21 protein-coding genes and 1 pseudogene are annotated in these 24,586 nt (G+C 69.6%); 13 read left to right on the top strand and 9 right to left on the bottom strand.

The genetic code is table 11. From position 1 onward, the window contains the following. Position 1 precedes the first annotated feature (1 nt). Positions 2-1,579, bottom strand: a complete 1,578-nt coding sequence (locus tag ACX114_RS14155; RefSeq protein WP_459298427.1) for a phage tail sheath family protein — start codon at positions 1,577-1,579, stop codon at positions 2-4. A gap of 24 nt (positions 1,580-1,603) precedes the next feature. Next, a complete protein-coding gene (locus tag ACX114_RS14150) occupies positions 1,604-1,978 on the bottom strand; it encodes a hypothetical protein (protein ID WP_206797526.1) in 375 nt (124 codons plus the stop codon). A 497-nt stretch (positions 1,979-2,475) separates the two neighbouring features. Here ACX114_RS14150 and ACX114_RS14145 point away from each other — a divergent pair, with 497 nt between their 5' ends. The 3 genes from ACX114_RS14145 to ACX114_RS14135 all read left to right on the top strand — a co-directional run bounded on the left by ACX114_RS14145 (position 2,476) and on the right by ACX114_RS14135 (position 5,317). Beyond that, positions 2,476-4,131, top strand: a complete 1,656-nt coding sequence (locus tag ACX114_RS14145) for an invertase recombinase-like protein (RefSeq protein WP_459298425.1) — start codon at positions 2,476-2,478, stop codon at positions 4,129-4,131. Between the two features lie 67 nt (positions 4,132-4,198). Further along, the gene (locus ACX114_RS14140; RefSeq protein WP_459298423.1) at positions 4,199-4,897 is read left to right on the top strand and encodes a helix-turn-helix transcriptional regulator; all 699 of its coding nucleotides are present in this window, start codon (positions 4,199-4,201) and stop codon (positions 4,895-4,897) included. A 45-nt stretch (positions 4,898-4,942) separates the two neighbouring features. Continuing rightward, complete coding sequence (locus ACX114_RS14135; RefSeq protein WP_459298422.1) at positions 4,943-5,317, top strand: VOC family protein; 375 nt, start codon at positions 4,943-4,945, stop codon at positions 5,315-5,317. 11 nt (positions 5,318-5,328) lie between these two features. Here the strand turns inward: ACX114_RS14135 and ACX114_RS14130 are convergent, their stop codons facing one another. After that, on the bottom strand, positions 5,329-6,981 hold the full coding sequence (locus ACX114_RS14130) for a HEAT repeat domain-containing protein (protein WP_459298420.1): 1,653 nt from the start codon (positions 6,979-6,981) through the stop codon (positions 5,329-5,331). 137 nt (positions 6,982-7,118) lie between these two features. On the opposite strand from ACX114_RS14130, the gene ACX114_RS14125 reads away from it, so the two are divergent. Together ACX114_RS14125 and ACX114_RS14120 are read left to right on the top strand one after the other, a co-directional pair. Next, positions 7,119-7,640, top strand: coding sequence for a MarR family winged helix-turn-helix transcriptional regulator (locus tag ACX114_RS14125; RefSeq protein ID WP_459298418.1), 522 nt, complete (start codon positions 7,119-7,121; stop codon positions 7,638-7,640). Then, a complete protein-coding gene (locus tag ACX114_RS14120; RefSeq protein WP_459298416.1) occupies positions 7,624-8,964 on the top strand; it encodes a S41 family peptidase in 1,341 nt (446 codons plus the stop codon). The genes ACX114_RS14125 and ACX114_RS14120 overlap by 17 nt, the downstream gene beginning before the upstream one ends. A gap of 15 nt (positions 8,965-8,979) precedes the next feature. Here ACX114_RS14120 and ACX114_RS14115 read toward each other — a convergent pair whose 3' ends face one another. Next, positions 8,980-9,843, bottom strand: coding sequence for a caspase family protein (locus ACX114_RS14115; RefSeq protein ID WP_459298414.1), 864 nt, complete (start codon positions 9,841-9,843; stop codon positions 8,980-8,982). Positions 9,844-10,034: 191 nt separating this feature from the next. Here ACX114_RS14115 and ACX114_RS14110 point away from each other — a divergent pair, with 191 nt between their 5' ends. Then, complete coding sequence (locus ACX114_RS14110; protein ID WP_459298412.1) at positions 10,035-12,317, top strand: hypothetical protein; 2,283 nt, start codon at positions 10,035-10,037, stop codon at positions 12,315-12,317. A 68-nt stretch (positions 12,318-12,385) separates the two neighbouring features. On the opposite strand, the pseudogene ACX114_RS14105 reads toward ACX114_RS14110, so the two are convergent. Both ACX114_RS14105 and ACX114_RS14100 read right to left on the bottom strand, forming a co-directional pair. Beyond that, a pseudogene (locus ACX114_RS14105) lies at positions 12,386-13,014 on the bottom strand (MXAN_6652 family MXYO-CTERM-anchored protein). A gap of 18 nt (positions 13,015-13,032) precedes the next feature. Next, entirely contained in the window at positions 13,033-14,247 is a 1,215-nt protein-coding gene (locus ACX114_RS14100) for an MxcI protein (protein ID WP_459298410.1), read from the bottom strand. A gap of 203 nt (positions 14,248-14,450) precedes the next feature. On the opposite strand from ACX114_RS14100, the gene ACX114_RS14095 reads away from it, so the two are divergent. After that, positions 14,451-14,978 carry an ureidoglycolate lyase gene (locus tag ACX114_RS14095; RefSeq protein WP_459298408.1) on the top strand — a complete coding sequence of 176 codons (528 nt, stop codon included), beginning with the start codon at positions 14,451-14,453 and terminating at the stop codon, positions 14,976-14,978. An 8-nt stretch (positions 14,979-14,986) separates the two neighbouring features. Here ACX114_RS14095 and ACX114_RS14090 read toward each other — a convergent pair whose 3' ends face one another. Further along, entirely contained in the window at positions 14,987-16,369 is a 1,383-nt protein-coding gene (locus tag ACX114_RS14090) for a HEAT repeat domain-containing protein (RefSeq protein ID WP_459298407.1), read from the bottom strand. 68 nt (positions 16,370-16,437) lie between these two features. On the opposite strand from ACX114_RS14090, the gene ACX114_RS14085 reads away from it, so the two are divergent. Continuing rightward, positions 16,438-17,247: a class I SAM-dependent methyltransferase gene (locus tag ACX114_RS14085; protein WP_459298405.1), complete on the top strand. Its 810-nt coding sequence runs from the start codon at positions 16,438-16,440 to the stop codon at positions 17,245-17,247. Between the two features lie 4 nt (positions 17,248-17,251). Here ACX114_RS14085 and ACX114_RS14080 read toward each other — a convergent pair whose 3' ends face one another. Then, on the bottom strand, positions 17,252-18,166 hold the full coding sequence (locus ACX114_RS14080) for a DMT family transporter (RefSeq protein WP_459298403.1): 915 nt from the start codon (positions 18,164-18,166) through the stop codon (positions 17,252-17,254). Positions 18,167-18,289: 123 nt separating this feature from the next. Between ACX114_RS14080 and ACX114_RS14075 the strand changes: the two genes are divergently transcribed. The 3 genes from ACX114_RS14075 to ACX114_RS14065 all read left to right on the top strand — a co-directional run bounded on the left by ACX114_RS14075 (position 18,290) and on the right by ACX114_RS14065 (position 21,855). After that, positions 18,290-19,222 carry a LysR substrate-binding domain-containing protein gene (locus ACX114_RS14075; RefSeq protein WP_459298401.1) on the top strand — a complete coding sequence of 311 codons (933 nt, stop codon included), beginning with the start codon at positions 18,290-18,292 and terminating at the stop codon, positions 19,220-19,222. 205 nt (positions 19,223-19,427) lie between these two features. Continuing rightward, a complete protein-coding gene (locus ACX114_RS14070; RefSeq protein ID WP_459298399.1) occupies positions 19,428-19,979 on the top strand; it encodes a MarR family winged helix-turn-helix transcriptional regulator in 552 nt (183 codons plus the stop codon). Beyond that, positions 19,966-21,855: a chloride channel protein gene (locus ACX114_RS14065; RefSeq protein WP_459298397.1), complete on the top strand. Its 1,890-nt coding sequence runs from the start codon at positions 19,966-19,968 to the stop codon at positions 21,853-21,855. Before ACX114_RS14070 ends, ACX114_RS14065 begins: the two co-directional genes overlap by 14 nt. A 10-nt stretch (positions 21,856-21,865) precedes the next feature. On the opposite strand, the gene ACX114_RS14060 is transcribed toward ACX114_RS14065, so the two are convergent. Continuing rightward, complete coding sequence (locus ACX114_RS14060; RefSeq protein ID WP_459298395.1) at positions 21,866-22,852, bottom strand: NAD-dependent epimerase/dehydratase family protein; 987 nt, start codon at positions 22,850-22,852, stop codon at positions 21,866-21,868. 109 nt (positions 22,853-22,961) lie between these two features. Between ACX114_RS14060 and ACX114_RS14055 the strand changes: the two genes are divergently transcribed. Both ACX114_RS14055 and ACX114_RS14050 read left to right on the top strand, forming a co-directional pair. Next, the gene (locus ACX114_RS14055) at positions 22,962-23,585 is read left to right on the top strand and encodes a TetR/AcrR family transcriptional regulator (protein WP_459298393.1); all 624 of its coding nucleotides are present in this window, start codon (positions 22,962-22,964) and stop codon (positions 23,583-23,585) included. Between the two features lie 173 nt (positions 23,586-23,758). After that, positions 23,759-24,580, top strand: a complete 822-nt coding sequence (locus ACX114_RS14050; RefSeq protein ID WP_459298391.1) for a TadE family protein — start codon at positions 23,759-23,761, stop codon at positions 24,578-24,580. The last annotated feature ends 6 nt before the right edge of the window (positions 24,581-24,586 follow it).

Raw genomic sequence — 24,586 nt, 5'->3', positions numbered from 1 at the left:
GCTACGCCTTCTGATTGACGATCTGGCTGAGCCGGACGACGACGAACTCGGCTGGACGGAGCGGCGCGAAACCGACGGACACGTTGACGATGCCCGCGATCTGATCCGCCTCCGGCGTCGTCTCCGCGTCGCACTTCACGAAGAACGCCTCCCGGGTGGTGCGTCCCGCGAACGCGCCCTGGCGGAAGAGCTGCTCCATGAACCCGCCGATGGTGAGCCGGAGCTGCGCCCAGAGCGGCTCATCGTTCGGTTCGAACACCGCCCACTGGATGCCGTTGTAGATGCTCGTGCGCAGGAAGATGGCCGTGCGCCGGACGGGCACGTAGCGCCACTCCGACCCGGGCTGCATCGTGCGAGCGCCCCAGACGACGTTGCCGCCACCGGGCTGGGCGCGCAGCCCGTTGATGCCCAGCGGGTTGAGGTCGTCCTGATGCGCGTCCAGCAGGTTGTAGTCGAGGCGCCGGGAGTTGAGGACCGTCGCCTCCAGGCCCGCGGGGGCCTTCCACACGCCGCGGCGCTGGTCCGTGCGGGAGTAGATGCCCGCGACGAAGCTGCTCGGCCCGATGACGAGGGTCGGGTCCCGGCCGACGCCCGCCGGATCGCTGATTTCAATCCACGGGAAGTACACGCCGCCGAAGTTCGTCGGGGTGAGCACGGCGTTGCGGATGTACGCGACCGTGGCGGACGCCGCCTCCGTGGCCGTCTTGTTGGCCGACCGGGGCATGTCCGCGATGCAGAAGAGGTCCTGCCGGGGACGGCCCGTCACGTAGTCGAGCGCGGCCTGGGTCCGCGTCACCACGTCATTGTCCGCCTCGCCCAACTGGGCGGGGACGACGAGCAGGCTCGCGTCCGTGACCTCATCGAGCGCGGAGAGCAGGCCCGGGAGGTTCGCGTTCGGGAAGTCCGAGTTGCCCTGGGTGCCGCCCGTCAGCAAGTGGCTGGCGGCGGACGCGACGATGGCGGTGTCGAGCGGGCTCGCCCCCGCGACATCCGCGGGACCGGCCGGCTTCACGACCGGGCCGTCCTGCCAGCGGATGTAGGAGCTGCGCAGGAGGACGTCCTTCGCGTAGTTCTCATCCGTGGGCGTGGCGGAGAGCCGGTCCCAGCGCTCGACGATCACGCCGTCGGAGGTGCCAGGGAAGGTGTAGACCACGAAGAGGCGGAACCGGGTGGCGTCACCGTCGCTGGAGTCGCCGAGCACCACCGCCAGGTTGGACGACCACGCGCCGGGCGAAGAGGCCACGACGCCCAGGCTGGCCCGGGCCCCCGTCTTCGCAGGGGAGACGGTGGTGTTCGTGATGGCGCGCAGGACGTACGCGGACGTGCCGCCATTGCGGAAGAAGGCGTCGATCGCGTAGCGCAGGACCACGGAGCTCGCCGCGGGCGCGACACCGGCGTGGCGCTTGAAGCCGCCGAACTGCCGCTCGTAATCCGCGACGCCCTTGATGCGGGTGGGCGTGAGCGGGCCGCGCTCGGTGTCACCGACGAAGATGGCCGTCGAGGTTCCCGCCGCCTCGATTGCTCGTGCGCCGCTGGGAACCTCTTCAACGTATACACCTGGATGCAGACGTGCCGGCATGGTGGGCCTCGTTGATGAAGACGGTCAGTTCCCGAGGACGACGTATTCGATCGTCCCAGGGTTGGTGGGGGTGTCGGGGGTCGCGCTCACGCCGCTGAGGGACGCGCCCGACTTCACCGGGGACCAGTGCATCAGGACGCCCCCCGCCGCGAGCTTGTAGAGGGCGGTGGTGCCCACCTTGATGGCGATGTCCTTGTCGGTGTTGTTCTGGAGGACGAAGCCGAGGACCTCGCTCACGGATCCGAAGCCGATGTCCACCGCGGCCGTGGAGCCAGCGGCGACATCCACCGTTCCGGCCGAGGAGGCCGTATACGGGAAAGCCACACGGAACCCCTGGGTGAGCGAACCGCCTCCGCTGGGTGTGTAGGTCACGCTCGACGAGAACACCGCGTTCGCCATGGCCGCTCTCCTCCAACAAAAGGGGAGTCACGGCGGAGCCGCCCCCCTGGCGCGCTCGCATGGTGCCCCCCAACCCAATGGCATAATCAAAAACAAAACATCGCCATGTTTGTCCAGCCATTTGAACAAATATCTTCCGAAACACCTGCGCACACATTCACCGCACGTGGAAAATACGTATGCGCTGACGCGACACACGAGCACACACCCGCAGTGCGTCAAAACTGACGACATGCGACGACGATCTCCCCTGGCAGGTTCTTGACGCGCGGTACGGCCTCAAGACATCCAAATCAATCACATACACTTCAACGAGCCGCGTCTTCGTGCTCGCCCGAAGCGTGGGGCACGGTCCGGCGGTCGCGGAGGCCCAGCGGATTCCTACCTCGGGGGTTTTCCGGCCATTCCCATGAAAGGAACGCGCTGAGAGCCCCTGCGGGTGATGGGTCTCCTGTACAGTGTGGTACGAAAGATCCAGTTCTTCACCGGAGGCTGCGTTGACGTTGTTTCGAGTGTGTCTGACTTCGCTGCTGCTGTTGGCCGTCGCGTGCGGCGATTCAAGTTCCCCGGAGACACCCGACGCCGGGCAGACCCGGCCGGACGCGGGCGTCGAGACGCCTGACTCAGGAGATCCGGTGCCGGACGCAGGCACCGAGACGCCGGACTCCGGCACGGAGACGCCGGACTCGGGCTCCGAGACGCCGGACTCCGGCACGGAGACGCCCGATGCCGGCTCTGAGACTCCGGACTCGGGCACCGAGCCGACCGACGCGGGCTCCGAGCCGACCGACGCGGGCTCCGGGACCCCGGACGGGGGCGGCACCACCGATGCGAACGTCATCGACAACGGGGGCTTCGAGGAATGGTCCGGCGCGACTCCGGCGCTCTGGTTCGGGAGCACGACGAACATCGAAGAGGTGAAGAAGGTCACGACGCAGGCGTTCGAGGGCGTGAACGCGGCCCAGTTGATCAACACCTCGTCCACGCACCGCCGCTTCAGCACCGCGGCGAAGTCCATGCCCGCGGGCCGCTACGCGTGCACCTATCGGGCTCGGGGTAACGGTGACGTCCGCAACGGCTGGTTCGGCACCGACTACTCCAGCTACTCGTCCTACACGTCCCTCAGCACGCAGACGTGGACCCAGGTGAACTACAACTTCAACCTGGCCAACTCCGTCTTCGACACCTTCGAGCTCATCTTCAGCGTCCGGAACACCACCGGCGACCACCTGCTCATCGACAACGTCCGCTGTGTGCGGGCCCCGGAGCCGTGCGACTCGGTCACCTGCGAGGACTGGGCGCGTTGCGACAACACCACCGTGACCTGCCAGCCGCTCTCCGGCCGCTGCGAGGACGCCATGGACTGCAGCGAGTGGCAGGCCTGCGACGCGACCCACACCTGCGTGACCGCGGCGGACCGCTGCGTCCGCCACGCGGATTGCGCGGGGACCCCGGAGACGCCGGTCTGCGACACCGCCTCGCACCTCTGCATCGAGGGCGACCCTTGCGCCGGTGTCACGTGCAGCAACCCGGCGACGAGCTGCAACCCCACCACGGGCGTGTGCGAGCTGTCCGAAGGCGCCTGCTTCACGACGTATGATTGCCGTGGCGCCCTGCCCGCCTGCGACCCGGCCACCCGCCGCTGCGTCGCGGCCGACCACGCCGCGAACATCATCCCCAACGGCGGCTTCGAGAACTGGAGCACCCGCGCCATCCCCTACTACGGGAACAACTACCTCCCGGATTACTGGTACGGCCTGGACAACGGCATCGCGGACCCGGGCTCGGAGATCAAGCCCTCGCGCCTCGCGCGCTACACGAGCGCGGTGCACGGCGGCTCGGCGGCGCTGCAGTTCGTGGTGCCCATCCAGGTCGCGGAGCGCTTCACGACCGAGAAGTTCAACGTGCCGGTCGGCAACTACTCCTGCTCGTACCGGGTGCGCGGCCACGGCAGCATCCGCCACCGCAGCTATTCCAGCGGCGGGTGGAGCCCGCAGACGGACTTCATCACCGTGGACAGCGACGAGTGGCAGCCGGTGTTCTTCCGCTTCACCGGCAACGTGCGTGACTGGCGCCTGTTCTTCTATCCCAGCCGCAGTGTCGCCGACCGCGACCACCTCCAGGTCGACGACGTCGTCTGCACGAAGGACTAGCGGCTGACGTCAAACGGAACGGAGGCGATGCCGCGTCAGGCGGCATCGCTTCCCGGGTGGACCTGTCATGGCTCGCACGGCCCGGCTTCTTGAGCTCATGCAGGCGCTGCGCAGGCACCGCGCCCCGGTGTCCGGTACGGCCCTGGCGCGGGAGCTCGGCATCTCCATCCGTACGCTCTACCGCGATATCGCGACCCTTCAGGAACAGGGGGCGGATATCCGGGGCGAAGCCGGCGTGGGCTATGTCCTGCGGCCCGGCTTCACGCTGCCGCCGCTGAACTTCTCGGTGGAAGAGCTCGAAGCCCTGGTGCTCGGTTCGCGCTGGGTGGCGGTGCGAGGCGATTCGCGCCTCGCGGCGGCCGCCGACAACGCTGTGGCGAAGATCCGCGCCGTGCTGCCGGCGGAGCTGCGTGAGAGCGTGGACGCGGCGGCGCTGACGGTTCCCACCATCACCTCCGCCGAGCCCGTCCGGGTCGATGTGTCCGTCATCCGGACAGCCATCCGGAAGGAACACACGCTGTCCATCGCCTACCAGGACACCGGCGGTGCGCACACGCAGCGCACCGTCTGGCCGCTGCTCCTCGGATTCTTCGAACGGGTGATGGTCGTCGCCGCCTGGTGCGAGCTGCGGCAGGACTACCGCGCCTTCCGGGTCGACCGCATCCTCGCCGTGGAGGCGACCGGGCTGCGCTATCCGCGCCGCCGCGCCGACCTGGTCAAGGAGTGGCGCGCGAAGCAGCCCCCGCTGACTCCTGCCAGAAACTGACAGTCCCCGGGCGCATGAGTGCTCCATCCACGAAGGGAGCTCCTGATGCGAACGCTCAACTACCTGCTGCTGCCCGTCCGTTCCCCGCGCGAGAGCGCGACGCTCTACACCCAGCTCCTCGGCCGTGAGCCGGTCGAGAACTCCGAGACATTCGTCCTCTACGTCCTGCCCACGGGGCTCAAGGTCGGCCTCTGGCTCGCGAGCGAGATGGCGCCCACGCCCAAGGCTCCAGGCGGGCTCGAGCTCGCGTTCACCGAGGCGAGCCGCGAGGCCGTGCTCCAGACCTACGCGGCCTGGACGAAGCTGGGCCTCAAGGTGCTTCAGGAGCCCACCGACATGGACTTCGGCTTCACCTTCGTCGTCGAGGACCCGGATGGCCACCGCCTCCGCCCGTTCGTCCTCGCCGTGAATCCGCGCTGACGGTGGACGCCTCACCGCAGGCGCGCGAGGGCCTCGGTCACTGCCTCCCGGACGGGATAGCGCGGATACGTCCGGGTGTGGTCCTTGGAGAAATAGCCACCTTGCGTGTACGGATCCTTGGACAGCTTCCGCAACGCGGGAGCCGCCAGGGGCGAGCCGAGCTGCCCCAGCGCTTTCACCGTCACCACGCGGGTCCGCCCATCCTTTGATTTGAGGAGCGGCAGGAGGCGAGTCGCGAGGGCGTCCTGCTCCTGGGGGTTCAGCACGGTGGCGCACTGATCCCCCAGCGTGCGGATGCCGCGCATTCCGCCGGATCTGCCGCCCGGGACATGGTTCTTCGAGCAAGGGTCCGCGTCAGGCCGCTCCGCGAGGACCCCGAGCACGGCGACCGCACGGTGCTGCGTCTCTCCCAGGGAATCGAAGGCCAGGGCGGACAGCGGCTCCAGCGCGTCACGCTGGCCGACATCCGCCAGTCCCTCCAATGCCAGCACACGCTTCTCCCACGCCTCCGGTCCGCGCTCCTGGAGGCGCCGGAGGGCGTCCGTGCGCAAGGGCTCCGGAGCGGCGGAGAGCACCTGCTTCAGCTCCTCCGGCGGAATGTCCCGGTGACGTGTCACCAGGGCGCCCCGGTAGAGCCGCGACAGGTCGAAGCCTGCTTCGCGCAGCCGCGTCGGCCCATAGGGTGGCGGCGCGGTAATGTCTCCCCAGTACCGGTCTTCGATGTCCAGGAGCCGTTCCGTGACGATGCCGCGGCAGCCCGCGTGCTGTTCGGTGGTCCGGATGACCCCGCGAATCTGTTCGTTCAGCGTGATGTCCGCGCCTGTCGCGCAGGCGCCATCGACCGGGCTGGTGCGGCGATAGAGGGCCGCGGCCTCACTGAACGCGCCAAGGTCCTCCTGCACCGCGGCCCACTCCCGCATCACCGACGCATAGCGGGAGCTGTGCCAGCCGTAGCTGTTCTCCTCGGATGCCTTCAGGGGACCGGGATAGCCCAGGAGCACCAGGTAGCGCCGTGCCGCGGCGTCCATGCCCTGGACGTCGCCTCGGAGGCGGGCGGACGTCAGCTCCGCATGGGCCGCGTCGAGCGAGTCATTGGCCGGCGCCGGCTTGCGCCAATCACCGCCAGGCTCCTGCGTCTCCCCCACCGGCGGGCCCGCCTCACGGACCGCGACGAGGAAGTAGGCGAGGTCCTCGAGTTCTTGCGGCGTGGGCCGCACGGCGACGAGCTTTCCTCCCTGGGCCCGGAGGACCGTGAAGTCGCTCAGGCCGGCCCGTTCCGCGGCGATCTCTTCGCTGGAAGGAGGAGCGCAGGGCCGCGTGGCGAGGGTCCGGAGCATCGCCCGCGTCTGGATGACCTCGCGGGCTTGCAGCGCATCGAAGGAGCCTCGTGCATCCAGCTGCCAGAGCAGTGGAAGCACCTCCGCGCCGCCGTGCTCGCCGAGCTCGTCGATGAGCCTCTTCACGCTCATCGCCACCTCCTGCATCTCCTCCGTTTCAGCCCGGACCCGGAAGTCGAACTCCGCGCACTCCTCGGTGCCCGCGAGGCAGCGCGCGAGCAACGCTCGAAGCTTGCGTTCGACTTCAGCGGGCGCCGGTGCTTCCGCGTGAGCAGGAATCGCGCCGAGCAACCAGCACGAACACAGCAGGACGGTCAGGCCTCTCATGAGAGCAATCATACGCCGCCCCGTGACTGGTGCTGACGGCCCGCCATGACGGGCGATGATCCTCGCCACCCGCCACTGCGCCTACGTCTCGCGGCCCGGCTTGACGGCGGCAATATCCGTAAGCAATAACGGACTTCATGGATGATGTCGCGAAGCAAGGAACGGGGGCGCTCGGCTCGCGGCTTCGGCGGGTGGTGGAGCGGATGGACCGCGACGTCCACGCCATCTACCAGGCCGCTGGCGTGCGCTTCGAACCGCGCTGGTACGCGGTCTTCACGTCCCTCCGTGACCACGGTCCGCTAACGGTGGGAGAGCTGGCGGAGCGACTCGGTGTCACGCACGCGGCCGTGAGCCAGGTGCGCACGGCCCTGGAGCGCGAGCGGCTCATCACCGGCGAGGCCGACCCCGTGGACGGCCGGCGCCAGCGCTTGAAGCTCACCGCGCACGGCCGCAAGACCGCGGCGAAGCTCGCGCCGCTGTGGGCCGCCATCCAGACCGCGGCCACCGCGCTCCTTGATGAAGGGGCGCCCCAGCTGCTCGCCGAGCTGAATGGATTGGAGCGCGCGCTCGACCACCGCGGCTTGCGTGCGCGCGTGGGTGACCTGCTGCACCTCGAAGAGCCAGACGCACCTGGAGCGACCCATGATTCCAAGCGCTGACCGTCTGTTCGTCGCAGTGACCACCCTGTGGCTCGTGACAAGCCCCCTGCCCGCCCTCGCGCAGCCTCCCGCCAGTGGCGCCGTCACCGCCCCAGCGCGGCTCACCGCCGCGGAGCGCGACGCAGCACTGGCTTCCATCCAGGCGGAGCTCCAGCGGACCTACGTCTTCCCGGAGAAGCGCGCGGCGCTGGTCGAGCGGCTGGAGCGGGAGCGGAAGACGGGACGCTACAACGTGGACTCGCCAGCGGAGTTCGCCGAGCGCGTCACCGCCGACCTGTCGGATGCCAGCAAGGACCGGCACCTGTACCTGGTGAACGATGCCGCGCGGTACGCCGCATCGAAGGCGCCCAGGGCGCGGGAGACGGACACCGACGCGTACTGGCGCCAGCGGGCCCTGCGCGAACACCATGGCCTCACGGGGCTGCGCGTGCTGCCAGGCAACGTGCGCTATCTGAAGGTCGCCGGGTTCCACTGGGTCCAGGACGAGACCGGCACGGCCTATGACGACGCCCTGCGGTTCCTGAAGGACGGAGACGCGATCATCATCGACCTGCGGGACAACGGAGGTGGCACCCACGCGGCGGTGCGCTACCTGGTCAGCCACTTCCTCGATGGAGACGTGCCGCTGTTGACCTTTCTCGCGGGCTCCAAGCCTCCCGAGCAGTCCCGGACGCTGGAGCACCTCCCCGCCGGGAGGTTGATGGGCAAGCCGCTGTACGTGCTGATCAACCCGCGCGTGGGGTCAGCGGCGGAAGAGTTCGCCTATCACGTCCAGCAGCTCAAGCTGGGGGAGCTGATCGGCGCCAGGACCGCGGGGGCCGCCAACAACAACTCGCTCGTGCCCGTCGCCCCCTGCTTCGTGCTCAGCGTCTCGCATGGGCGCCCGGTCCACGCGGTCAGCCAGACGAACTGGGAGGGCGTGGGCATTGCTCCAGACGTGGAGACGCCGCCCGAGCAGGCCCTGGAGGTCGCGCAGTCGCGCGCCTTGAAGAAGCTGCTGGCGGCTCCCGGCCTCACTCCGGCGCTTCGCTCCGAATACGCCTGGGCCCAGACGACGGTCGACGCCGGGCTGCATCCGGTCTCCGTCCCGCCACGGACCCTCAAGGCCCTGGCCGGGCGCTTCGGGCCGAATGAAGTGTCCTGGCGGGACGGCGCACTGTGGCTCCGCCGTGGAAGCCGGCCTCCCGTCCGGCTCACGCCCCTGACGGCGGAGGGGCTGTTCTCCGTGGAAGGGTATGAGGTCCTGCGCGCGCGGCTGACCGGCAAGGCGCTGGAGCTGCTGTGGAGCGACACCCCGGAGCCGGCCGTGTTCGCGCGCGGCTGAAACACCCCGTGGCCTTCAGCTCACGTGGAATGGAATCTGCCGTTCGAACTCGCGGCTGGGGACTCCGATGACGGAGTACGCCGGAGACTGGATGGGCGGCATGGTCTTCAGGATGCGGCGGTGGAAGGTCGGGTAGCTGGCCTTGAACTTCCCCTCGTTCCAGACGCGCAACAGCTTGGCCGTGAAGAGGCCGTTGTATTCGCCGTCGCTGGAGAGCTGGTTGTCCTGGCAACCGGAGATGAGCAGCACGGTGGCCTTGAGCGTCAGCCTCGGGTCGTCCTTGGGCAGCCCCTTCAGGATGGCGTCGTACATCTGCTTGTTCTCGCGGTAGGTGCGCCGCTCGATGCCCAGGGGCATCTCCTTGAAGCGCCGCTCCGCGGGCTCCGTGGTCCGCATCGAATCCGCCAGCAGTTGCAGGCTGCCGCTGGAGCGCAGCGCCGCGTAGGCCACGCTGCTCACCGTGCCGCTGTGGCAGCTGTCGGAGAGCATGAAGACCCGCACGCCCGCCTTGAGCTTCCCCATCGCCTGGTAGATCTCGTCGTCGACGAGCTCCCCGTCATACAGACACCACGTCTCATCCAGGCCATCGTCCTCCTCGCCATTCATGTCGGGGAGCTGGCCGCCGTGCCCCGAGTAGGTGAACAGCAAGAGGTCCCCCGCCTGGAGCACCGATGCCGCCTCGCCCAGCTCCGCGAGCACCTTCTCGCGCGTGGCGTCCTTCGTGAGGAAGGGGCGGACGCGGCTGAAGCTCTGCGCCTTCGCGATGCTGACCATGTCCTCGGCGTCCGCTTCGCACGCCTGCAGCTGGCCATCCCAGCCCGCGTAGTGCTTCGGATCCACTGAGTTCAAACCGATGTTGATGGAATATCCCTGCGCCATGACTGTCTTCTCCTCCCTCACTCACGGTGGAGACGGGCGGCCGCGATGGCAGGGAGGAGGCGGCGCGCGCCGTGTCCTTCCGGCCCTTTCCCGACCGGGAGCCCGGGGCTCGCTCCCTCCGCCCCCGTGTGACACGACCGCTCGGCCGCCGGATGTCTGTCGCAAGGACAGTGCATTAGGCTGGGGACCCCATGGTCAAGATCTCCGGCTCCCCTGGCCCCAAGGCGACGCGCGTCGCGAGTGTGGACACGCCTGTCACGCAGGCGCCCTCCGCCGCGACCGTGGCGCCCTCGCGCCGCCCCAGCGCCACTTCGTCCATGGCCGCCGCCGTCTCCGCGGGCGCGAAGTCTCCGGCGCAGCGGAAGACCGAGCAGCAGCTCTCCGCCCTCCCGGAGGGCCCCACGCGACAGGCGCTGTTGAAGGCCCTTTCGAGCGGCCTGTCCCCCACCGACGCGGGTGCGATCGCCACCGCCTTGGGCGGGCTCAGCCCCGCGCAACAGAAGGACCTGTCGGCCCTGCTGTCGAAGGCGGGCGTCAGCGCCAAGGCCTCGCCCCGCTCCGACGCGGACGCGGAGCGCACCTTCCTCCTCAAGGCCGTGGCGGGCGGCGCTTCCGGCGCGACGCTCAAGCGGCTGGCGGAGCAGATTCGCGGCCGGCCCCCTTCCCATCAGGGCTTCTCCTTCAACCCGCTCTCCGTGTCGGCGGGGGCCACGAAGCGCTCCGCCCCCACCAGCGCGGTGGACACCGCCGCGGCGAAGCTCAAGACGGCGATGGATGACATCTGGGGCACCGACGAGGCCGCCGTCTTCGAGGCCCTGGAGGGCCTGGACCCCTCCCAGCTCAAGCAGGTGGCGGAGAAGTACGAGAAGCTGACCGGCACCCCGCTGGAGGACGCGCTCCACCTGGAGCTGGAGAGCGCGGACCTGAAGCGCGCGCTCACGGCGCTCCAACGTCAGCCGCCGGCCACGGCTTCCGCGCCGGTGCAGGCCGCCACGAAGGCCGCCGCGACCACGAAGGTCGCCGCCGCGTCCGTCAGCGACATCCAGAAGAACCTCGACGCCATCCAGGTGACCTCCAAGGACGAGGGCACCATCCAGCGCGGCAACGCCGTCGAGCTCAACGACCTCATCCCCCGCAACGTCGCGACCTTGAAGCCGCCCAAGGCGAAGGCCTACGCCCCGTTGAAGAAGGCGGTGGAGGCGCGCAACAAGGCGGAGGCCGCCGTCAACGCGGCCACCACGGAGCCCGCGAAGCAGGCCGCGCGGAAGAAGCTCCAGGCCGCGGAGGAGACAGTCAAGGCCGAGGGCGAGAAGGTCAAGGAGTGGCTGAAGAAGAACATTGGCGACAACCCCGCCCTCCGCGGCGCCACCGCGGCGGTGAAGGTCTCCAAACGCGCGCTCGACGCGCTGGAGGCGAAGCAGAAGAAGGCGAAGGTTCCCAAGGACCCCGCCGAGGCGGAGAAGTTCCGGCAGGCCCAGAAGACCGCGCTCGACGCGGCGAAGGCGAAGCTCGCCGACGCGCAAGCCCACCAGAAGACGGTGAAGGACGGCCTGCTCGCGCGGGTGGACGCGTACGCGCCGATGGTCGGCGTCAAGCAGACCCGTTCGGACGTCACCGTGAACGGGACCACCGTGCGCATGCGGGATGGCCGTGAGACGGCCTACACGAACTCGTGGAACGCGGTGGATGGCGGCGCCGTGTCCGGGGACTCGGCCGCGCAGGTCACGTCCCAGCTGGAGAAGAGCGGCATCAGCGAGGACCGGCGGAAGATCCTCGAGTCCATCTCAGGCCTGGAGGGCACCTTCAGCAAGGTGAACACCTGGGACATCGGGCGCGTGTCGTGGGGCTTCACCCAGTGGACGCTCGGAAAGAATGGCAACGGGACGCTCGCCGAGTTCATGCGGGACCTGAAGAAGACCGACCCGGCCCAGTACGAGAAGAGCTTCGGCAAGTTCGGCATCGACATGGACAAGGAGGGCGTGGTGCTCACCCGGCCGGACGGCACGGTGCTCAAGGGCGTCGCCGCGGCCGAGGCCATCCGCACCGACGTGAAGCTGGCCGCCATCTTCATGGCCGCTGGCGCCGACCCGGCCATGCAGCAGGCTCAAATCAAGTTCGCCAACGAGGGGAAGATCTCCGGCACCCGCGACAGGACGGTGTCCGTGACGGGCAGGGACGCGGAGGGGCATGCCAAGACCGCGAAGCTCAAGCTCAAGGACGTCGTCACCAGCGAGTACGGCACCGCCGTCATGACCGACCTGGCGGTCAACGCCGGGTCGGGCGGAAAGGTCGCCGCCGCGGCGCTGGAGAAGTACGTGAAGGACAAGGGCGTGGACCCCGCCAAGGTGAAGGAATGGGGGCCGGACGCGGAGAAGGCCATCATCGCCGCGCTGGAGCACGCGTCGCGCTCGGAGCGGCTGGCGCACCATGCGAAGGCGGGCTTCAGCAAGGAGCCCGGTTCCTTCGCGGACTGACAAGCGCAAGGCCCCTTCCCCACGCATGCGGGAAAGGGGCCTCGTGCATCAAGACAGCCGGAGGTGCTTCAGCTCCGGCGGCGGCGGATTGCCACCAGCGGCAGCCCTGCCAGCGCGAGCGCCCAGAACGGAGCGCTGCTCGCGGCGGCGCAGCCTCCGCCTTCATCCTCGTCACCGCCCGGCTGCTCCGCCACGGGCGAGCCATTGCCCACCTTGATGCTCAGCTTCGTGGACGCCGCGCGGTCGCCGTCGCTCTTCTGGTCCGCGTTCGTCGAGTTGCCAGCGCCGAAGAGGTTGAGCGTGACGTCCGTGGCGGGCGCGACGAGCGAGAAGTTGAAGCGCAGCTCCGTGCCCGTGAAGGCCTGGGGCGCGGCGTGGGACAGCTCCGTGCCCAGCTTCTTCAGCCCGGTGCCGGCCACGAGGCTCGCTCCCGCGTCGTCCACGGCGATGCCCGCGCCGCCCGTCTTCGCGGCGCCGCCCCGGATGATGAGGGTGTACTGGCCGGTGGCGCCCTTCTCCAGCGTCGAGGGGCCCTCGAACTCCACGGTGGGGTCCCGCCACCCTTGTGGCACGTGTTGCAGGTCGCCGTGTCCTTGCCGGAGTTGCCGGTGATGCCCGTGCTGGTGGCGAAGGCGCTCGTCGCCCCCAACAGCGCAATGACAAACACGCCCGCGTGACGCATCAGATTGCCGTTCATGGTCTTGGGTCCTTACGACTAGCGCAGCTGGAGGAAGGAGAAGGACAGCCCCTGCGTCGTCACCGTGGGCTTGCCGTTGTCGCCCAGCACCCGGAAGGTGGTGGACGAGGCGCCGGCGCCGAACTCGGTGTAGAGCGTCTGGTTCTCGGACTCGAAGAGGAAGACGCTGCCGGAGGTGGACGGGAAGTCGGCCTTCCGCGTGGCGGTCAGCGTGGACAGGTTCAGCTCCCACCACTGCCAGCCCGTGCCGCTCGCGAGCGTGCGCGGATGCGAACCCTCCGACACCGGCGTGATGCTCTCGTCGAGCACGCGCACGTACGCCATTCCCGGCGTGTGGCTCGGGATGAGCGCGCCCGCGGTGCCGCCGCCCACCAGCTCCGCCAGCGAGCGGTAGAAGGTCTTGTCGAAGTCACGCGTCGCGGGATCGAACCGCAGCAGGCAGGTCTCCGGCGATTCCTCGCCCACCACCCGGCGCGACGCCGCGCCGTACGCCTCCGTCGCGATGTACACCTTGCCGTCGGTCCCCAGCACGGCGTCGTGCGTGTAGCCGCAGCGGTCGTCCGTCGCGAGCGAGACGGCGTCCGTCGCCGTGTCGATGGCGACCACGCCCGCCTTCTTCGTGACGGCGTTTCCCTCCACCGGCCGCCAGCCCACGGGCATGATGATCTGCCCACCGGTCCGCACGACCGCGCCGGAGAACGCCATGACCGTGTCCGGGATGACCAGGGCGTCCAGCCCGAGGCTGCCCGTCACGCTCATCTCCTTGGGGTTCCAGATGACGATCTTCGCGGCGTTCCCGTCGAAGAAGTACGCCTTGGTCTCCGAGACGAACTGGAAGTTGGCCTGGTACTCGCCCAGCGACGTCACGCCCTGGGAGCTGAAGCTCACGGTGCCCGCGGCCTCCAGCTTCCCCGCGCTGTTCAGCGTGTAGCGGGTCACCGTGGCGCTCTCGTCGCTCACCACGTAGACGGAGCCCGTCTTGGGGATGCCCACGCCCAGCGCGCGGCCCTTGATCTTGATGGCGCCATCCAGCGACAGGGACGCGGCCTTCTCCGCGTCCGGCGTCACCAGGACGTAGCTGTCGGAGGGGTCCTCCGCGAGCATCTGGGTGGTGATGGCGTACAGCGGACCGTTCGTTCCCTCTTCCTCCTCGTCGCCGCAGCCCGCGAACAGGGACAGGGCAATCGCCGCGGTGGAGAGTCGCAGGGAACGCAAGGCAAACAGATGCTTCATCGGCAGTGGCCTCTTCGAATGGGGGGATGAGCGCCTGCCCTCTTCAGCCGGGACGGGGGCCCGGACATGAAAACGATAGGCATTCTCAATTTCACCTCCTGTAGAGGTCTAGACGCGTGATGTCAAGAAAGAGGCGTGTTCTCCTTGAACCCTGACTACCTTGGGTGGGGTGGGACCCGGGCACTCGCCCCTATAGTTCCCGCATGAAGGACGCTCCCGCCCCGCTCCGCTCCATCGTCGCGCTGCCCCTCACGCCGGAGGGCTTCGCTCCCTTTGGCGACGTCGTGTCCGCCGGGCTCAAGAGCGGCGCTTCGGCGAACCAGGGCACCGCGGTGCGCTTCGACTGGTCGGCGCGGCTGGAGAATGGCCGGCCGGGTGCGAAGCCCAACCTCGCGGTGTTCCGCTCCGTGCCGCAGCCGCTTCCCTTCACCGTGAAGCTGCTCGAACACCATCCCCAGTCCAGCCAGGCGTTCCTGCCCATGCGCTGCTCGCGCTTCCTCGTCTGCGTCGCGCCGGCCGTGCCTGAGAGCGGGCCCGACCTGGACGGGCTCGTGGCGTTCGTCTGCGGCCCCGGCCAGGGCGTGAACTACCACCGGGGCGTGTGGCACCACCCCATCATCGCGCTCGATGAACCGGCCGAGTTCGCGATGCTGGCGTGGGAGGACGGCGGCGCGGAGGACTGCGTCGTGCGGCAGTTCTCCACGCCTGTCTCCGTCGTCGTCGGGGGCTGAGCGGTCCCCTACCCTTCGGACCTCGGCTGACGCGCGAGCCACGCGCGCCACTCCTCCGCCGTTTCGTACTTCTCACCGGAGAGCTGCTTCAGCACCAGGACCGCGGGATCCCTGTTGATGGGCAGTTGGAGCGCGGACATCTCCACCAGCGCCTGTCCCAGCTTCTGGATGAGCCCGGCCCGCTGCGCCTTCAGCTCCTCCGGCGGCAGGTCGTCCAGCAGGTAGGTGAGCAGGTAGGTCGCCTTGTTGCGGTCCATCGACGTGGGCAGGAGCACCGCGTCCGCCACCACGGACACGGGAAGCATGGGCTGCTTCGCGGCCTCCTGCGTGGCCGTCAGCACGCGCAGCACGTTGTTGCGCGCCCCATCGTCCGGATCGCGGATGAACGGCCGCAGGGCTTCGACGGTCTCCAGGGGCGTGGAGGCATAGGCCAGCAGGAATGCGGCGGCGGCGCGCTTCTCCGCGTCCGCGTCCTCGCGCAGGACCGTGATCAGCGCGGCCATGTGCTTTGGCACCTTCGCGATGAACTCGGGCTCGAAGGCCGCCAGGTCCGGATGGCCAAACCCGCCAACGCAATGCGCGATCTTGCAGGAGGAGTCTTCCGCGAGCTTGCCCTGCATCTGGAGCTGTTCCACGCGCTCGTCATACGCAATCCACCGGGCAATCAATCCCTCCGGATCCGCGGGATGGCCCTTGGGTGGGGCGAGGAATTGGGCCCGGACCGCGGCATCTTCCGCATCCACCATGTCCACCACCACGAAGGCGCTGCCCTTGAGCTCTTCGGCGAAGAAGAGGGTCATCGCCGTCCGGGCGAAGACGAGGTTGTACTGGTTGCGCAGCAGCCGCTCCTTCTGCCGGAAGATCGCGCCGCTGTAGACGATGGGCTTGCCCACCTCCAACCCCAGCACCTGGAGGACCGTCTCCCGGTCCACCCGCCGCGAGCCAAAGGCATCCACCCCCTTGAGCGTCGGCACCGGGAACGGCGGCTCGGGGGCCTTCGACAGGTTGGCGCGGGCCTCCGCCACGATGCCGCTCCACGCGGGCAGCGCGTGCAGCGCCGCCAGCTCCGGGTTGTATTCGAGGTGATCCGCGTCGTAGTAGCCGCCCTGGACCGCGCGCTTCAGCACGTCCACGGCCGCGTCCGCGTGGCCCGCGAGCGAGGCACACCCCGCCGCCCGGTAGAGGGACTCCGCGCGGTCCGGCCCCTCCGCGTTCGCGTCACCGGCGGCCTGGAACCGCTCGGCGCACCGCTCGAACTCCAGCGCCTTGTAGGCCTGATCCGCCTCCTCCGAGAGCTGCCGGGCCCGCGCGGCCGGGTCGTCCGCCGGCTTCGGAGCATGCGCACAGCCCGCACCCAACGCGACCAGGCCCAACGCCATCACGAATCGCATCTGGACCAACCTTTCGAGAAAGCGCGTATCTCATGCAAGCTGCGAGCAGGTTTCAAGGAGCTCAAACCATGGCCAATGCCATCTCGAAGACCGCGTACTACACCCTGGCCTGCCGGGCGGAGGACGCGCGCAAGCCACGGCCGCTGTGCAATGACACCTTCGCCGCCCGCTTCATGGATGACGAGGCGCGGCAGCTCTGGTCCCGGTTCCAGTACTTCGACCGGCCCAACGCGAGCAACGCCGCGCGGCATCAGATCATCGACGCGCTGGTGCAGGAGGAGCTGGACCGCGCGCAGGACGCGCGGGTGGTGGTGCTGGGCGCGGGCTTCGACACGCGGGCCTACCGTCTGCGTGGAGGCCGGTGGCTGGAGGTGGACGAGCCCGCCATCCTCACGCTCAAGGACGCGAAGCTGCCGGTGACGGAGGCGAAGAATCCGCTCGAGCGGCTCCCCATCGACTTCGCGACGGAGTCACTCGCCCGGAAGCTGGAGCCCTACAAAGACTCGCGGCGCACGCACGTCATCATCGAGGGCGTGCTGATGTACCTGTCCACCGCGCAGCGCCGGGACATGCTCACGGTGCTCCAGCAGGTGTTCCCCCACCACGCCGTGTACTGCGACCTGATGCGCGCAAGCTTCCAGCGCGAGTACAGCCGCGACCTGCACGCGGTGCTCGCCAGCATGGGCGCGTCCTTCCAGGACATGACGGACACGCCGGAGTCCCTCTTCCTGGAGGCGGGCTACCAGGCCGCGTCCGCCACCTCCGTCCCCCTGCGCGCCCTGGAGCTGGCCGGGAAGCGCGTCCCGGCGTTCATCGTCCGGCGGTTCATGCAGCCGGTTCGCGACGGCTACCGCATCTGGAAGTTCGAGCGGAGCTGACGCCTCACTTCGCCTTGGGCGCCGAGGAGGACTGCCCCAGCGCCACGCTCCCCAGGATGAGGGTGCCCGCCACCAGCATGGTGGGCGTCAGCGGCTCGCCCAGGAGCAGCCAGGCCCAGGTCAGCGCGAACAGCGGAACCAGGTAGGTGACGACGGAGGCGCGCGGCGCGCCGATGCGCTGGATGAGGCGGTAGAACACCGCGTACCCGAACCCGGTGCAGACGACGCCCAGGGCCGTCGCCGCCAGCCAGGGCCGCGGGCCGATGGACTCCGTGGGCCACATGACCACCGCGAAGGGCAGCATCAGCACCGCGCCGCAGGCGAGCGTTGCGGCCGCGACCGCGGAGGCCGGCAGCCCGGTGAAGTGTCGGCGCACCAGGTTGGAGCCAATGCCGTAGAGGAACGCGCCCGTGGTCCCCGCCGCCACGGCCCCGGCGACGCTCGCTCCCGCCGCCTTGCCGCTGGCCAGCACCACCACGCCGGCGAAGCCCGCGAACAGCGCCACCGCGCGCCGGGGCCCGATGCGCTCGCCATAGAAGAGGAACGCCACCAGGGCGGTGAAGAGCACCGCCATGCTGTTGGTGATGGCCCCGACGCCCGCGGGGGCCTGCCGCGCGGCCCAGGCGAACAGCGAGAAGGGCACCGCCGCGTTGATGACGCCCACCAGGGCCAGCCGGGGCCAGAGCTCGCGACGGATGGCCGTGCGCGCGCGCCACAGGAAGGGCATCAGCACCGCCGCGCCCAGCACCAGGCGCAGCGCCACCAGGGGAATGGGGCCGAAGGCCGGCGCCGCGATGCGCAGGAACAGGAAGGACGCGCCCCAGATGGCGGCCAGCCCTCCCAGTTCCAGGGGCGTGAGCCACGCCCGGTTGAAGGTAGGAGTCACGGCCTGGGGATGGGTGAGACCGGAAGCGCTCATGGCGGCCCCCTCGTGCGAGGAAGGAATCAGACTTCTGTCTGGCCCTCTCTTCACGCCGAGCCCCTTTCTTCACAAGCGCATCCTTTCCGTGTCAGACATGAGCCAGATTTGAGGCTCGTCCCCATGCCCCTCCACACCGACCTGCTCCCCGCCCTGGCGGCCTTCGAGTCCGCCGCCCGACACCAGAACTTCGCCCGCGCGGCGGAGGAGCTGCACCTGACCGCCAGCGCCGTCAGCCACCACGTCCGCAAGCTGGAGGACCGCCTGGGTGTCGCGCTCTTCCAACGGCATGCCCGGGGCGTGGCGCTGACGGCGGAGGGCAGACAGCTCGCGGACGCCGCCAGCAACGCGCTGTCGGACATGGACCACGTGCTCGGGGGCCTCAAGCATTCGCGGGACGAGGACGCCGTGGTGCGCGTCACCACGGTGCACTCGCTGACGTACGCGTGGCTGTTGCCGCGCATGCCGGAGTTCACCCGGCGGCATCCGCGCATCCGGATCCACGTGGACACGGAGATGGCGCTCACCCGCTTCGACGAAGGGGGACCGGACCTGGGCATCCGTTATGGACAGGGCCCCTGGCCGGGCTTGAGCGCGCAGCCCCTCATGGACGACGCGCTGTTCCCCGTGGCCTCCGCGCGGCTCGCGGGCATCGAGCACGTGCGCGACGCGGCGGACGTGGCGAAGCTCCCGCTCATCGCGGACCTGAGCCGTCAGGGCTGGCAGGACTGGTTCCGCTCGGCGGGCGTGCGCGGGGCCCGGTTCGAGGAGCGCTACAGCTTCAGCGACACCACCGGCGCGCTGATGGCCGCGGTGCAGGGCCTGGGCGCGGCGCTGGCGCGCGAGAAGATCGCCACGCCCTACTTCGCGGACGGCCGCCTCCTGCGGCTGCCCGGCCCCATCGTGCCCACCCGCGCCAGCTACTTCGTGGTGTACCCCACGCACCGGCGGCTGCGCCCCGCCGCGCGCCTCTTCGTGGACTGGCTGCTGGCGCAGCGCGACAGCGCCTCCGTACCACCGCCACCCGCGATGCAAGGCGTTGCACGCCCTCAATGACATGCATGACCGAAGCCCAGGCCCGTCAGGTCCGCTTCCTCGCGAGGTCCGGGCCGCATGACCGGGCCTCGCGGTCGCTCCCGCCATGAGACGCACCGGCCGTGCGCTCCGGCGGTGAGCCCTCCGCTCTCCCCCAGGCAGCCAGGCCTCCCCCCCACTTTCGCTTGTGTCCGCCTCCCCTGCTCCGTAGGTTGCGGGCAGTTATATGGGCTCCCATACAAATCAGCCGCCGCCCTCGGACGTCTCCGTCGAGGTGCGCGCGGCCATGGACGGCGTGCGCCGGCTGGTGCGCCTGCTGCGGGTCTCCGCTCGCGCTTCCGAACGGCTGGTGGGCATCAGCGGCGCCCAGCTCTTCATCCTCCAGGAATTGGCGGAGAGCGGGCCGTGCTCCATCAACACGCTCGCGGAGCGCACGCTCACGCACCAGAGCAGCGTGTCCGTCGTCGTCACCAAGCTGATTGAGCAGGGGCTGGTGAGCCGCCGCCGCTCCGACGAGGACGGCCGCCGCGCGGAGGTGGCGCTGGAGCCCAAGGGCCGCGCGCTGGTGCGCAAGGCGCCGCCCATGGCCCAGGCGCGGCTCATCTCCGGGCTGCGCGGATTGCCGCCCGACGTGCGCGCGGGGCTGGTCCAGGGTCTGGACGCCTGGGTGCGCGCCCTGGGGCTCGACGGGGACGTGGCCCCGCTCTTCTTCGAAGACGAAAGCTCGCGCCCTTCGCGGCGCCGCAAGACACAGGAGCACACCGATGAAGAAACCTGATGTGGAACGCATCGAAGAGGGCCTGGGCGAGGGCTCGGAGGCGCGGTCCAGCCTCCCCGTGGCCCCGTCGATGGGCCCCGCGCTCGCCAGCCTGCGCACCCCTCCTGTCTTCGCGTCGGTGGACTCGCGCACCGTGCTCATCAGCGGCATGGCGGTGGCGCTCGCGCTCGTCGCGGGGCTGGTGGCCCAGGGGCTGGGCGCCCTCATCCACTTCGTCACCAACCTGGCCTTCTTCGGACGGCTGTCCGTGCAGCCGGTGTCCCCCGGGGACCACACGCTGGGCGGCTGGGTCGTGCTGGTGCCCGTGGCGGGTGCCCTCATCGTGGGGTTGATGGCGCGCTACGGCTCGCGGGCCATCCGGGGCCACGGCATCCCGGAGGCCATGGAGCAGGTGCTGTTCAACCAGAGCCGCATCCCGCCCCGCATGACGCTACTCAAGCCGCTGTCGGCGGCGATCGCCATCGGCACCGGCGGCCCGTTCGGCGCGGAGGGGCCCATCATCGCCACGGGTGGCGCGCTGGGGTCGCTCCTGGGACAGGGGCTGCACGTCACGGCGGATGAGCGCAAGGCGCTGCTCGCCGCGGGCGCCGCCGCGGGCATGGCCGCCACGTTCGGCGCGCCGGTGTCCGCCGTGCTCCTGGCCGTGGAGCTGCTGCTCTTCGAGTTCAAGCCCCGCTCCGTCATCCCCGTGGCCCTGGCCACCGCCACCGCCACCGGCGTGAGAATCGCCTTCATGGGCGGCGCGCCCGCGTTCGCCATCCCGGACCTGACGACGCCGTCGGGCAGCGCGCTCGCGTTCTACGGCGTGCTGGGGCTCATCATCGGCGCCGCCTCCGTGGCGTGCACGCGCGCGGTGTACTGGCTGGAGGACATGTTCGAGAAGCTGCCCATCCACTGGATGTGGTGGCCCGCGCTGGGCGCCATCGTCGTGGGCGTGGTGGGCTACTTCTCCCCGCGCACGTTGGGCGTGGGCTACACCAACATCGAGGACATCCTGTCCGGCCGCTTCGTGGGGACGGCGATGATCCTCTTCTGCGCGCTCAAGTTCATCTCCTGGTCCGTCGCGCTGGGGAGCGGGACGTCCGGCGGCACGCTGGCGCCCCTCTTCACCCTGGGCGGCGGCCTGGGCTCCGGCCTGGGGCTCCTGGCCACGCAGCTGTTCCCCCACCTGGGCGTGGACGTGCGCGTCGCGGCGCTGGTGGGCATGGCCGCGCTCTTCGCGGGGGCGTCCCGCGCGCTGCTCGCGTCGGTGGTGTTCGCCTTCGAAACGACGCGGCAGCCGCTGGGCCTCTTGCCGCTGCTCGCCGGCTGCGCGGCGTCCTACCTGGTGTCCGCGCTGCTCATGCGGCACTCCATCATGACGGAGAAGCTGGCCCGCCGGGGCGCCCGCATCCCCACGGAGCTGGGCGCGGACGCGCTGGGGACGGCGCTCGTGCGCGACCACGGCCTCAAGGTCGTGGTGACGCTGCAGGCGGACATGCTCCTGGAGGAGGTGCGCGCGTGGCTTTCATCCGACGCCTCGGGCGCCCACCACCAGGGCTTCCCTGTCGTGTCCCGGGAAGGCGAGCTCATGGGCGTCGTCACGCGCAGGGACCTGCTGGATGGCCACGCGAGCGAAGGCCGGCGGCTGCGCGACGTGGTGAAGCGGCCGCCCGCGGTCGTCTTCGAGGACAGCTCCCTGCGCGAGGCGGCGGACCTGATGATGGACGAGGGCGTGGGCCGGCTGCCCGTCGTCACCCGCGCGCGGCCCCAGCACGTCGTGGGCATCCTCACCCGAAGCGATCTGCTCGCGGGCCACCGGCAGCGGCTGGCGAACGCCCGCACGCGGGAGCGAGGCCTGGGTCCCGCGCGTCCCGCGGCGCCCCGGCCCGCGTGAGGGTTCCGGCTCAGGTCGTCGCGGCGGCCCGGGCCGGAGCTGCCTTCGCCTCCTGCTCGCGGCGCAGCGCCGCGAGCGTCTGGCGGATGCCTTCCGCGTACGGCGTCTTGTGCACCGTGCCCAGCAGCCCGCGCAGCGCGGAGTCGTCCAGCAGCACGGGGTTCGTGAGCAGGTAGTACATCTCCACCAGCTCGCGCATGAAGGGATCGAAGAGGCCCGCGAGCCGCACCATCCCCTTCCCCATCGCCATCGTCTTCGGCGCGTGGCCCGCCTGCGCGTACATCTCCTTCACCATCTCGCGCTGGGTGGTGGCGCCCGCGCCCGCCAGGTTCCAGAAGCGGCCGTACGCGCGCGGCTCGTCCATCAGCGCGGTGACGATGGGGCCCACGTCGTCCACGAAGACGAACTCATGCGGCGTGTCCAGCGGCCCGATGAGCGGCGCGCGCTTGCCCTGGTTCGCCGCGACGAAGGCCCGGTACAGGAAGCTGCGCTCCACGCCCGGCCCGTAGAAGTCCGGCAGCCGGAGGATGGTGCCCTTGATCTTCCCCGCGGCGTCCGCCTCCAGCAGCAGGTCCTCCTGGGCCTTGCGCATGCGGCCCTTGTAGGAGTTCGGCTCGCGCGGATGGGACTCCGTCACCGTCGCGCCGCGCGGCAGGCCGTACGGATACACCGTGCCGATGAGCACCACCCGCTCCACGCCCTCCGCGATGGCCGCGTCCAGCGTGCGGCGCATCAGCTCCGGGTGCAGGTGGAACTGCCAGTAGTTCACCCCCACCATGTAGATGAGGGTCCGCACGCCCCGAGCCGCGGCGCGGATGGAGGCCGGGTCCTCCGGATTCCACGTCACCACCTCCGCCCGGGGGTCCGCGCCAAACTCCCTGCGCAGGCTGCCTTCCGAGCGCCCCACCACGCGGTAACCCCGGCCCTGTGCCTGGAGCGCCCGCGCCACGGACTGACCGATGACGCCCGAGGCGCCGAACAACGCCACCGTTTCCATGTCGCTCTCCTGGGAAGAATTGAACGTCCGAACTTTTCATGAACACCGTTCGGTGAACACCGTTCATCTATTGCTGGATGTTCATTTCGTCAAGCCCTATCCTCGTGACATGGGCATCACGGAGCGCAAGGAGCGACAGCGGGCGGAGCTGCGGGAGCACATCCTCCGGGTGGCGCGGGACATGGTGATGAAGGAGGGGTTCGGGGCCCTCTCCATGCGCAAGCTGGCGGACGCGGTGGAGTACGCGCCCGCGACGCTCTACCTGCACTTCGAGAACCGCGACGCCATCGCGCGTGAGCTGTGCGTGCGCGGGTTCCAGGAGCTGCTCGCGGTGCTGGAGCCGGCGGCCGCCGTGAAGGAGCCGGTGGAGCGGCTGTCACGCCTGGCCCAGGCCTACCTGAGCTTCGGCCTGGAGCATCCGGAGACCTACCGCCTCATCTTCATGGAGGACCCCAAGCTGTCCGCGGAGCTCTTCCAGGACAAGCAGCACGGAGAAGGCCCCCGGTCCTTCGCGCTGCTGGTCAGCGCTTGCGAGGACCTGAAGGCGGCGGGCCGGGTCCCGGAAGCCACACCCGCGGAGCAGCTGGCGGAGGTCTTCTGGGCGGGGCTGCACGGCATCATCAGCCTCAAGCTCACCTGCACCGGATTCCAGGGATCCCCGGCAGAGGTGCTGGCGCAAACGCTTGTCACCACGCTGGTGCAGGGCTCGAAACCCGGAAAACGCACCCGGTAGCCTTCACCTCCACCCAACGGGTGGCCACTTCGGGTCACGCGCGTCCACGTGCCCGATACCGTCTTTTTGCATCACGGGTTGGATACGGCCTGTTTCATGGGAAAGGCTGACGGGCGGCCGGGCGGCCGCCGACTGGCATCCCCGTGACACGCTGTGTGAATATTGGACGTCCCATGAAAAGGTCCCCTTCAACCCATCCCGGTGAGTCGGGTCAGGCGCTCGTGGAGTCCGCCCTGGTCATCCCGGTGATGGTGTTCCTCATCCTGGGCATCCTCCAACTGGGGACGCTCCACCATGCGCGGCTGATGACGGAGTACGCCGCGTACCGGGCGACGCGCGCGGGCATCGTCAACAGCGGCGACTGCGAGATCATGAAGAAGGCCGCCTACGTGGCGCTGCTGCCCACCCTGGGGCCGCCCAAGTCCGGCGGCAAGGGCCGCGTGGACACGCTCATCAACGTGGCGCTGGTCCATGACGCGTACACGGATGAAAAGCTCGCGGACCAGAACCAGCGCTACCAGGAGGTGAACCTGGAGCGCGTGCGGGTGGAGGTGCTCAACCCCCGCCGCAGCCAGCTGCCCACCCTCTTCTCCTCCTATGGCTCGCACCTGTCGGACCTGGAGGTGGACTTCGACGACATCCGCAACGCGCAGGTCATCGAGGCCAACCTCCTCACGGTGCGCGTCACGTACTTCTACGAGATGCGCATCCCGTTCGCGAACTGGCAGCTGCACGCCTTCTACATGGGCCGCGAGGCGCTCAACGGCCTGGCCATGCGGGGCGTCAACTTCACCACCCAGAAGGTGAACGGCGGCAGCCTCACGGCCCACCTGGAGGACCAGGGCGCGGGCCAGAGCAACGACCACAAGAAGATCCGCACGCTCGCGGAGAGCAACGTCTTCGCCATCCCCGTCGTGTCCACGTATTCGATGCGCATGCAGTCCAACTTCCTCAACGGCGCGCATGGCCCCACCTCGTGCGCCGTCGACGGCTAGCGTCTC

This window comes from Corallococcus sp. M7 (assembly GCF_054512695.1).
Note: the sequence above shows the minus strand (reverse complement) of the source record. Positions and strands in the feature narration are given on the sequence as shown.

Coding starts and splice junctions, on each gene's coding strand:
- ACX114_RS14155 (WP_459298427.1), bottom strand. CDS start 1,579: ATGCCGGCACGTCTGCATCCAGGTGTATACGTTGAAGAGGTTCCCAGC.
- ACX114_RS14150 (WP_206797526.1), bottom strand. CDS start 1,978: ATGGCGAACGCGGTGTTCTCGTCGAGCGTGACCTACACACCCAGCGGA.
- ACX114_RS14140 (WP_459298423.1), top strand. CDS start 4,199: ATGGCTCGCACGGCCCGGCTTCTTGAGCTCATGCAGGCGCTGCGCAGG.
- ACX114_RS14135 (WP_459298422.1), top strand. CDS start 4,943: ATGCGAACGCTCAACTACCTGCTGCTGCCCGTCCGTTCCCCGCGCGAG.
- ACX114_RS14130 (WP_459298420.1), bottom strand. CDS start 6,981: ATGAGAGGCCTGACCGTCCTGCTGTGTTCGTGCTGGTTGCTCGGCGCG.
- ACX114_RS14125 (WP_459298418.1), top strand. CDS start 7,119: ATGGATGATGTCGCGAAGCAAGGAACGGGGGCGCTCGGCTCGCGGCTT.
- ACX114_RS14120 (WP_459298416.1), top strand. CDS start 7,624: ATGATTCCAAGCGCTGACCGTCTGTTCGTCGCAGTGACCACCCTGTGG.
- ACX114_RS14115 (WP_459298414.1), bottom strand. CDS start 9,843: ATGGCGCAGGGATATTCCATCAACATCGGTTTGAACTCAGTGGATCCG.
- ACX114_RS14110 (WP_459298412.1), top strand. CDS start 10,035: ATGGTCAAGATCTCCGGCTCCCCTGGCCCCAAGGCGACGCGCGTCGCG.
- ACX114_RS14100 (WP_459298410.1), bottom strand. CDS start 14,247: ATGAAGCATCTGTTTGCCTTGCGTTCCCTGCGACTCTCCACCGCGGCG.
- ACX114_RS14095 (WP_459298408.1), top strand. CDS start 14,451: ATGAAGGACGCTCCCGCCCCGCTCCGCTCCATCGTCGCGCTGCCCCTC.
- ACX114_RS14090 (WP_459298407.1), bottom strand. CDS start 16,369: ATGCGATTCGTGATGGCGTTGGGCCTGGTCGCGTTGGGTGCGGGCTGT.
- ACX114_RS14085 (WP_459298405.1), top strand. CDS start 16,438: ATGGCCAATGCCATCTCGAAGACCGCGTACTACACCCTGGCCTGCCGG.
- ACX114_RS14080 (WP_459298403.1), bottom strand. CDS start 18,166: ATGAGCGCTTCCGGTCTCACCCATCCCCAGGCCGTGACTCCTACCTTC.
- ACX114_RS14075 (WP_459298401.1), top strand. CDS start 18,290: ATGCCCCTCCACACCGACCTGCTCCCCGCCCTGGCGGCCTTCGAGTCC.
- ACX114_RS14070 (WP_459298399.1), top strand. CDS start 19,428: ATGGGCTCCCATACAAATCAGCCGCCGCCCTCGGACGTCTCCGTCGAG.
- ACX114_RS14065 (WP_459298397.1), top strand. CDS start 19,966: ATGAAGAAACCTGATGTGGAACGCATCGAAGAGGGCCTGGGCGAGGGC.
- ACX114_RS14060 (WP_459298395.1), bottom strand. CDS start 22,852: ATGGAAACGGTGGCGTTGTTCGGCGCCTCGGGCGTCATCGGTCAGTCC.
- ACX114_RS14055 (WP_459298393.1), top strand. CDS start 22,962: ATGGGCATCACGGAGCGCAAGGAGCGACAGCGGGCGGAGCTGCGGGAG.
- ACX114_RS14050 (WP_459298391.1), top strand. CDS start 23,759: ATGAAAAGGTCCCCTTCAACCCATCCCGGTGAGTCGGGTCAGGCGCTC.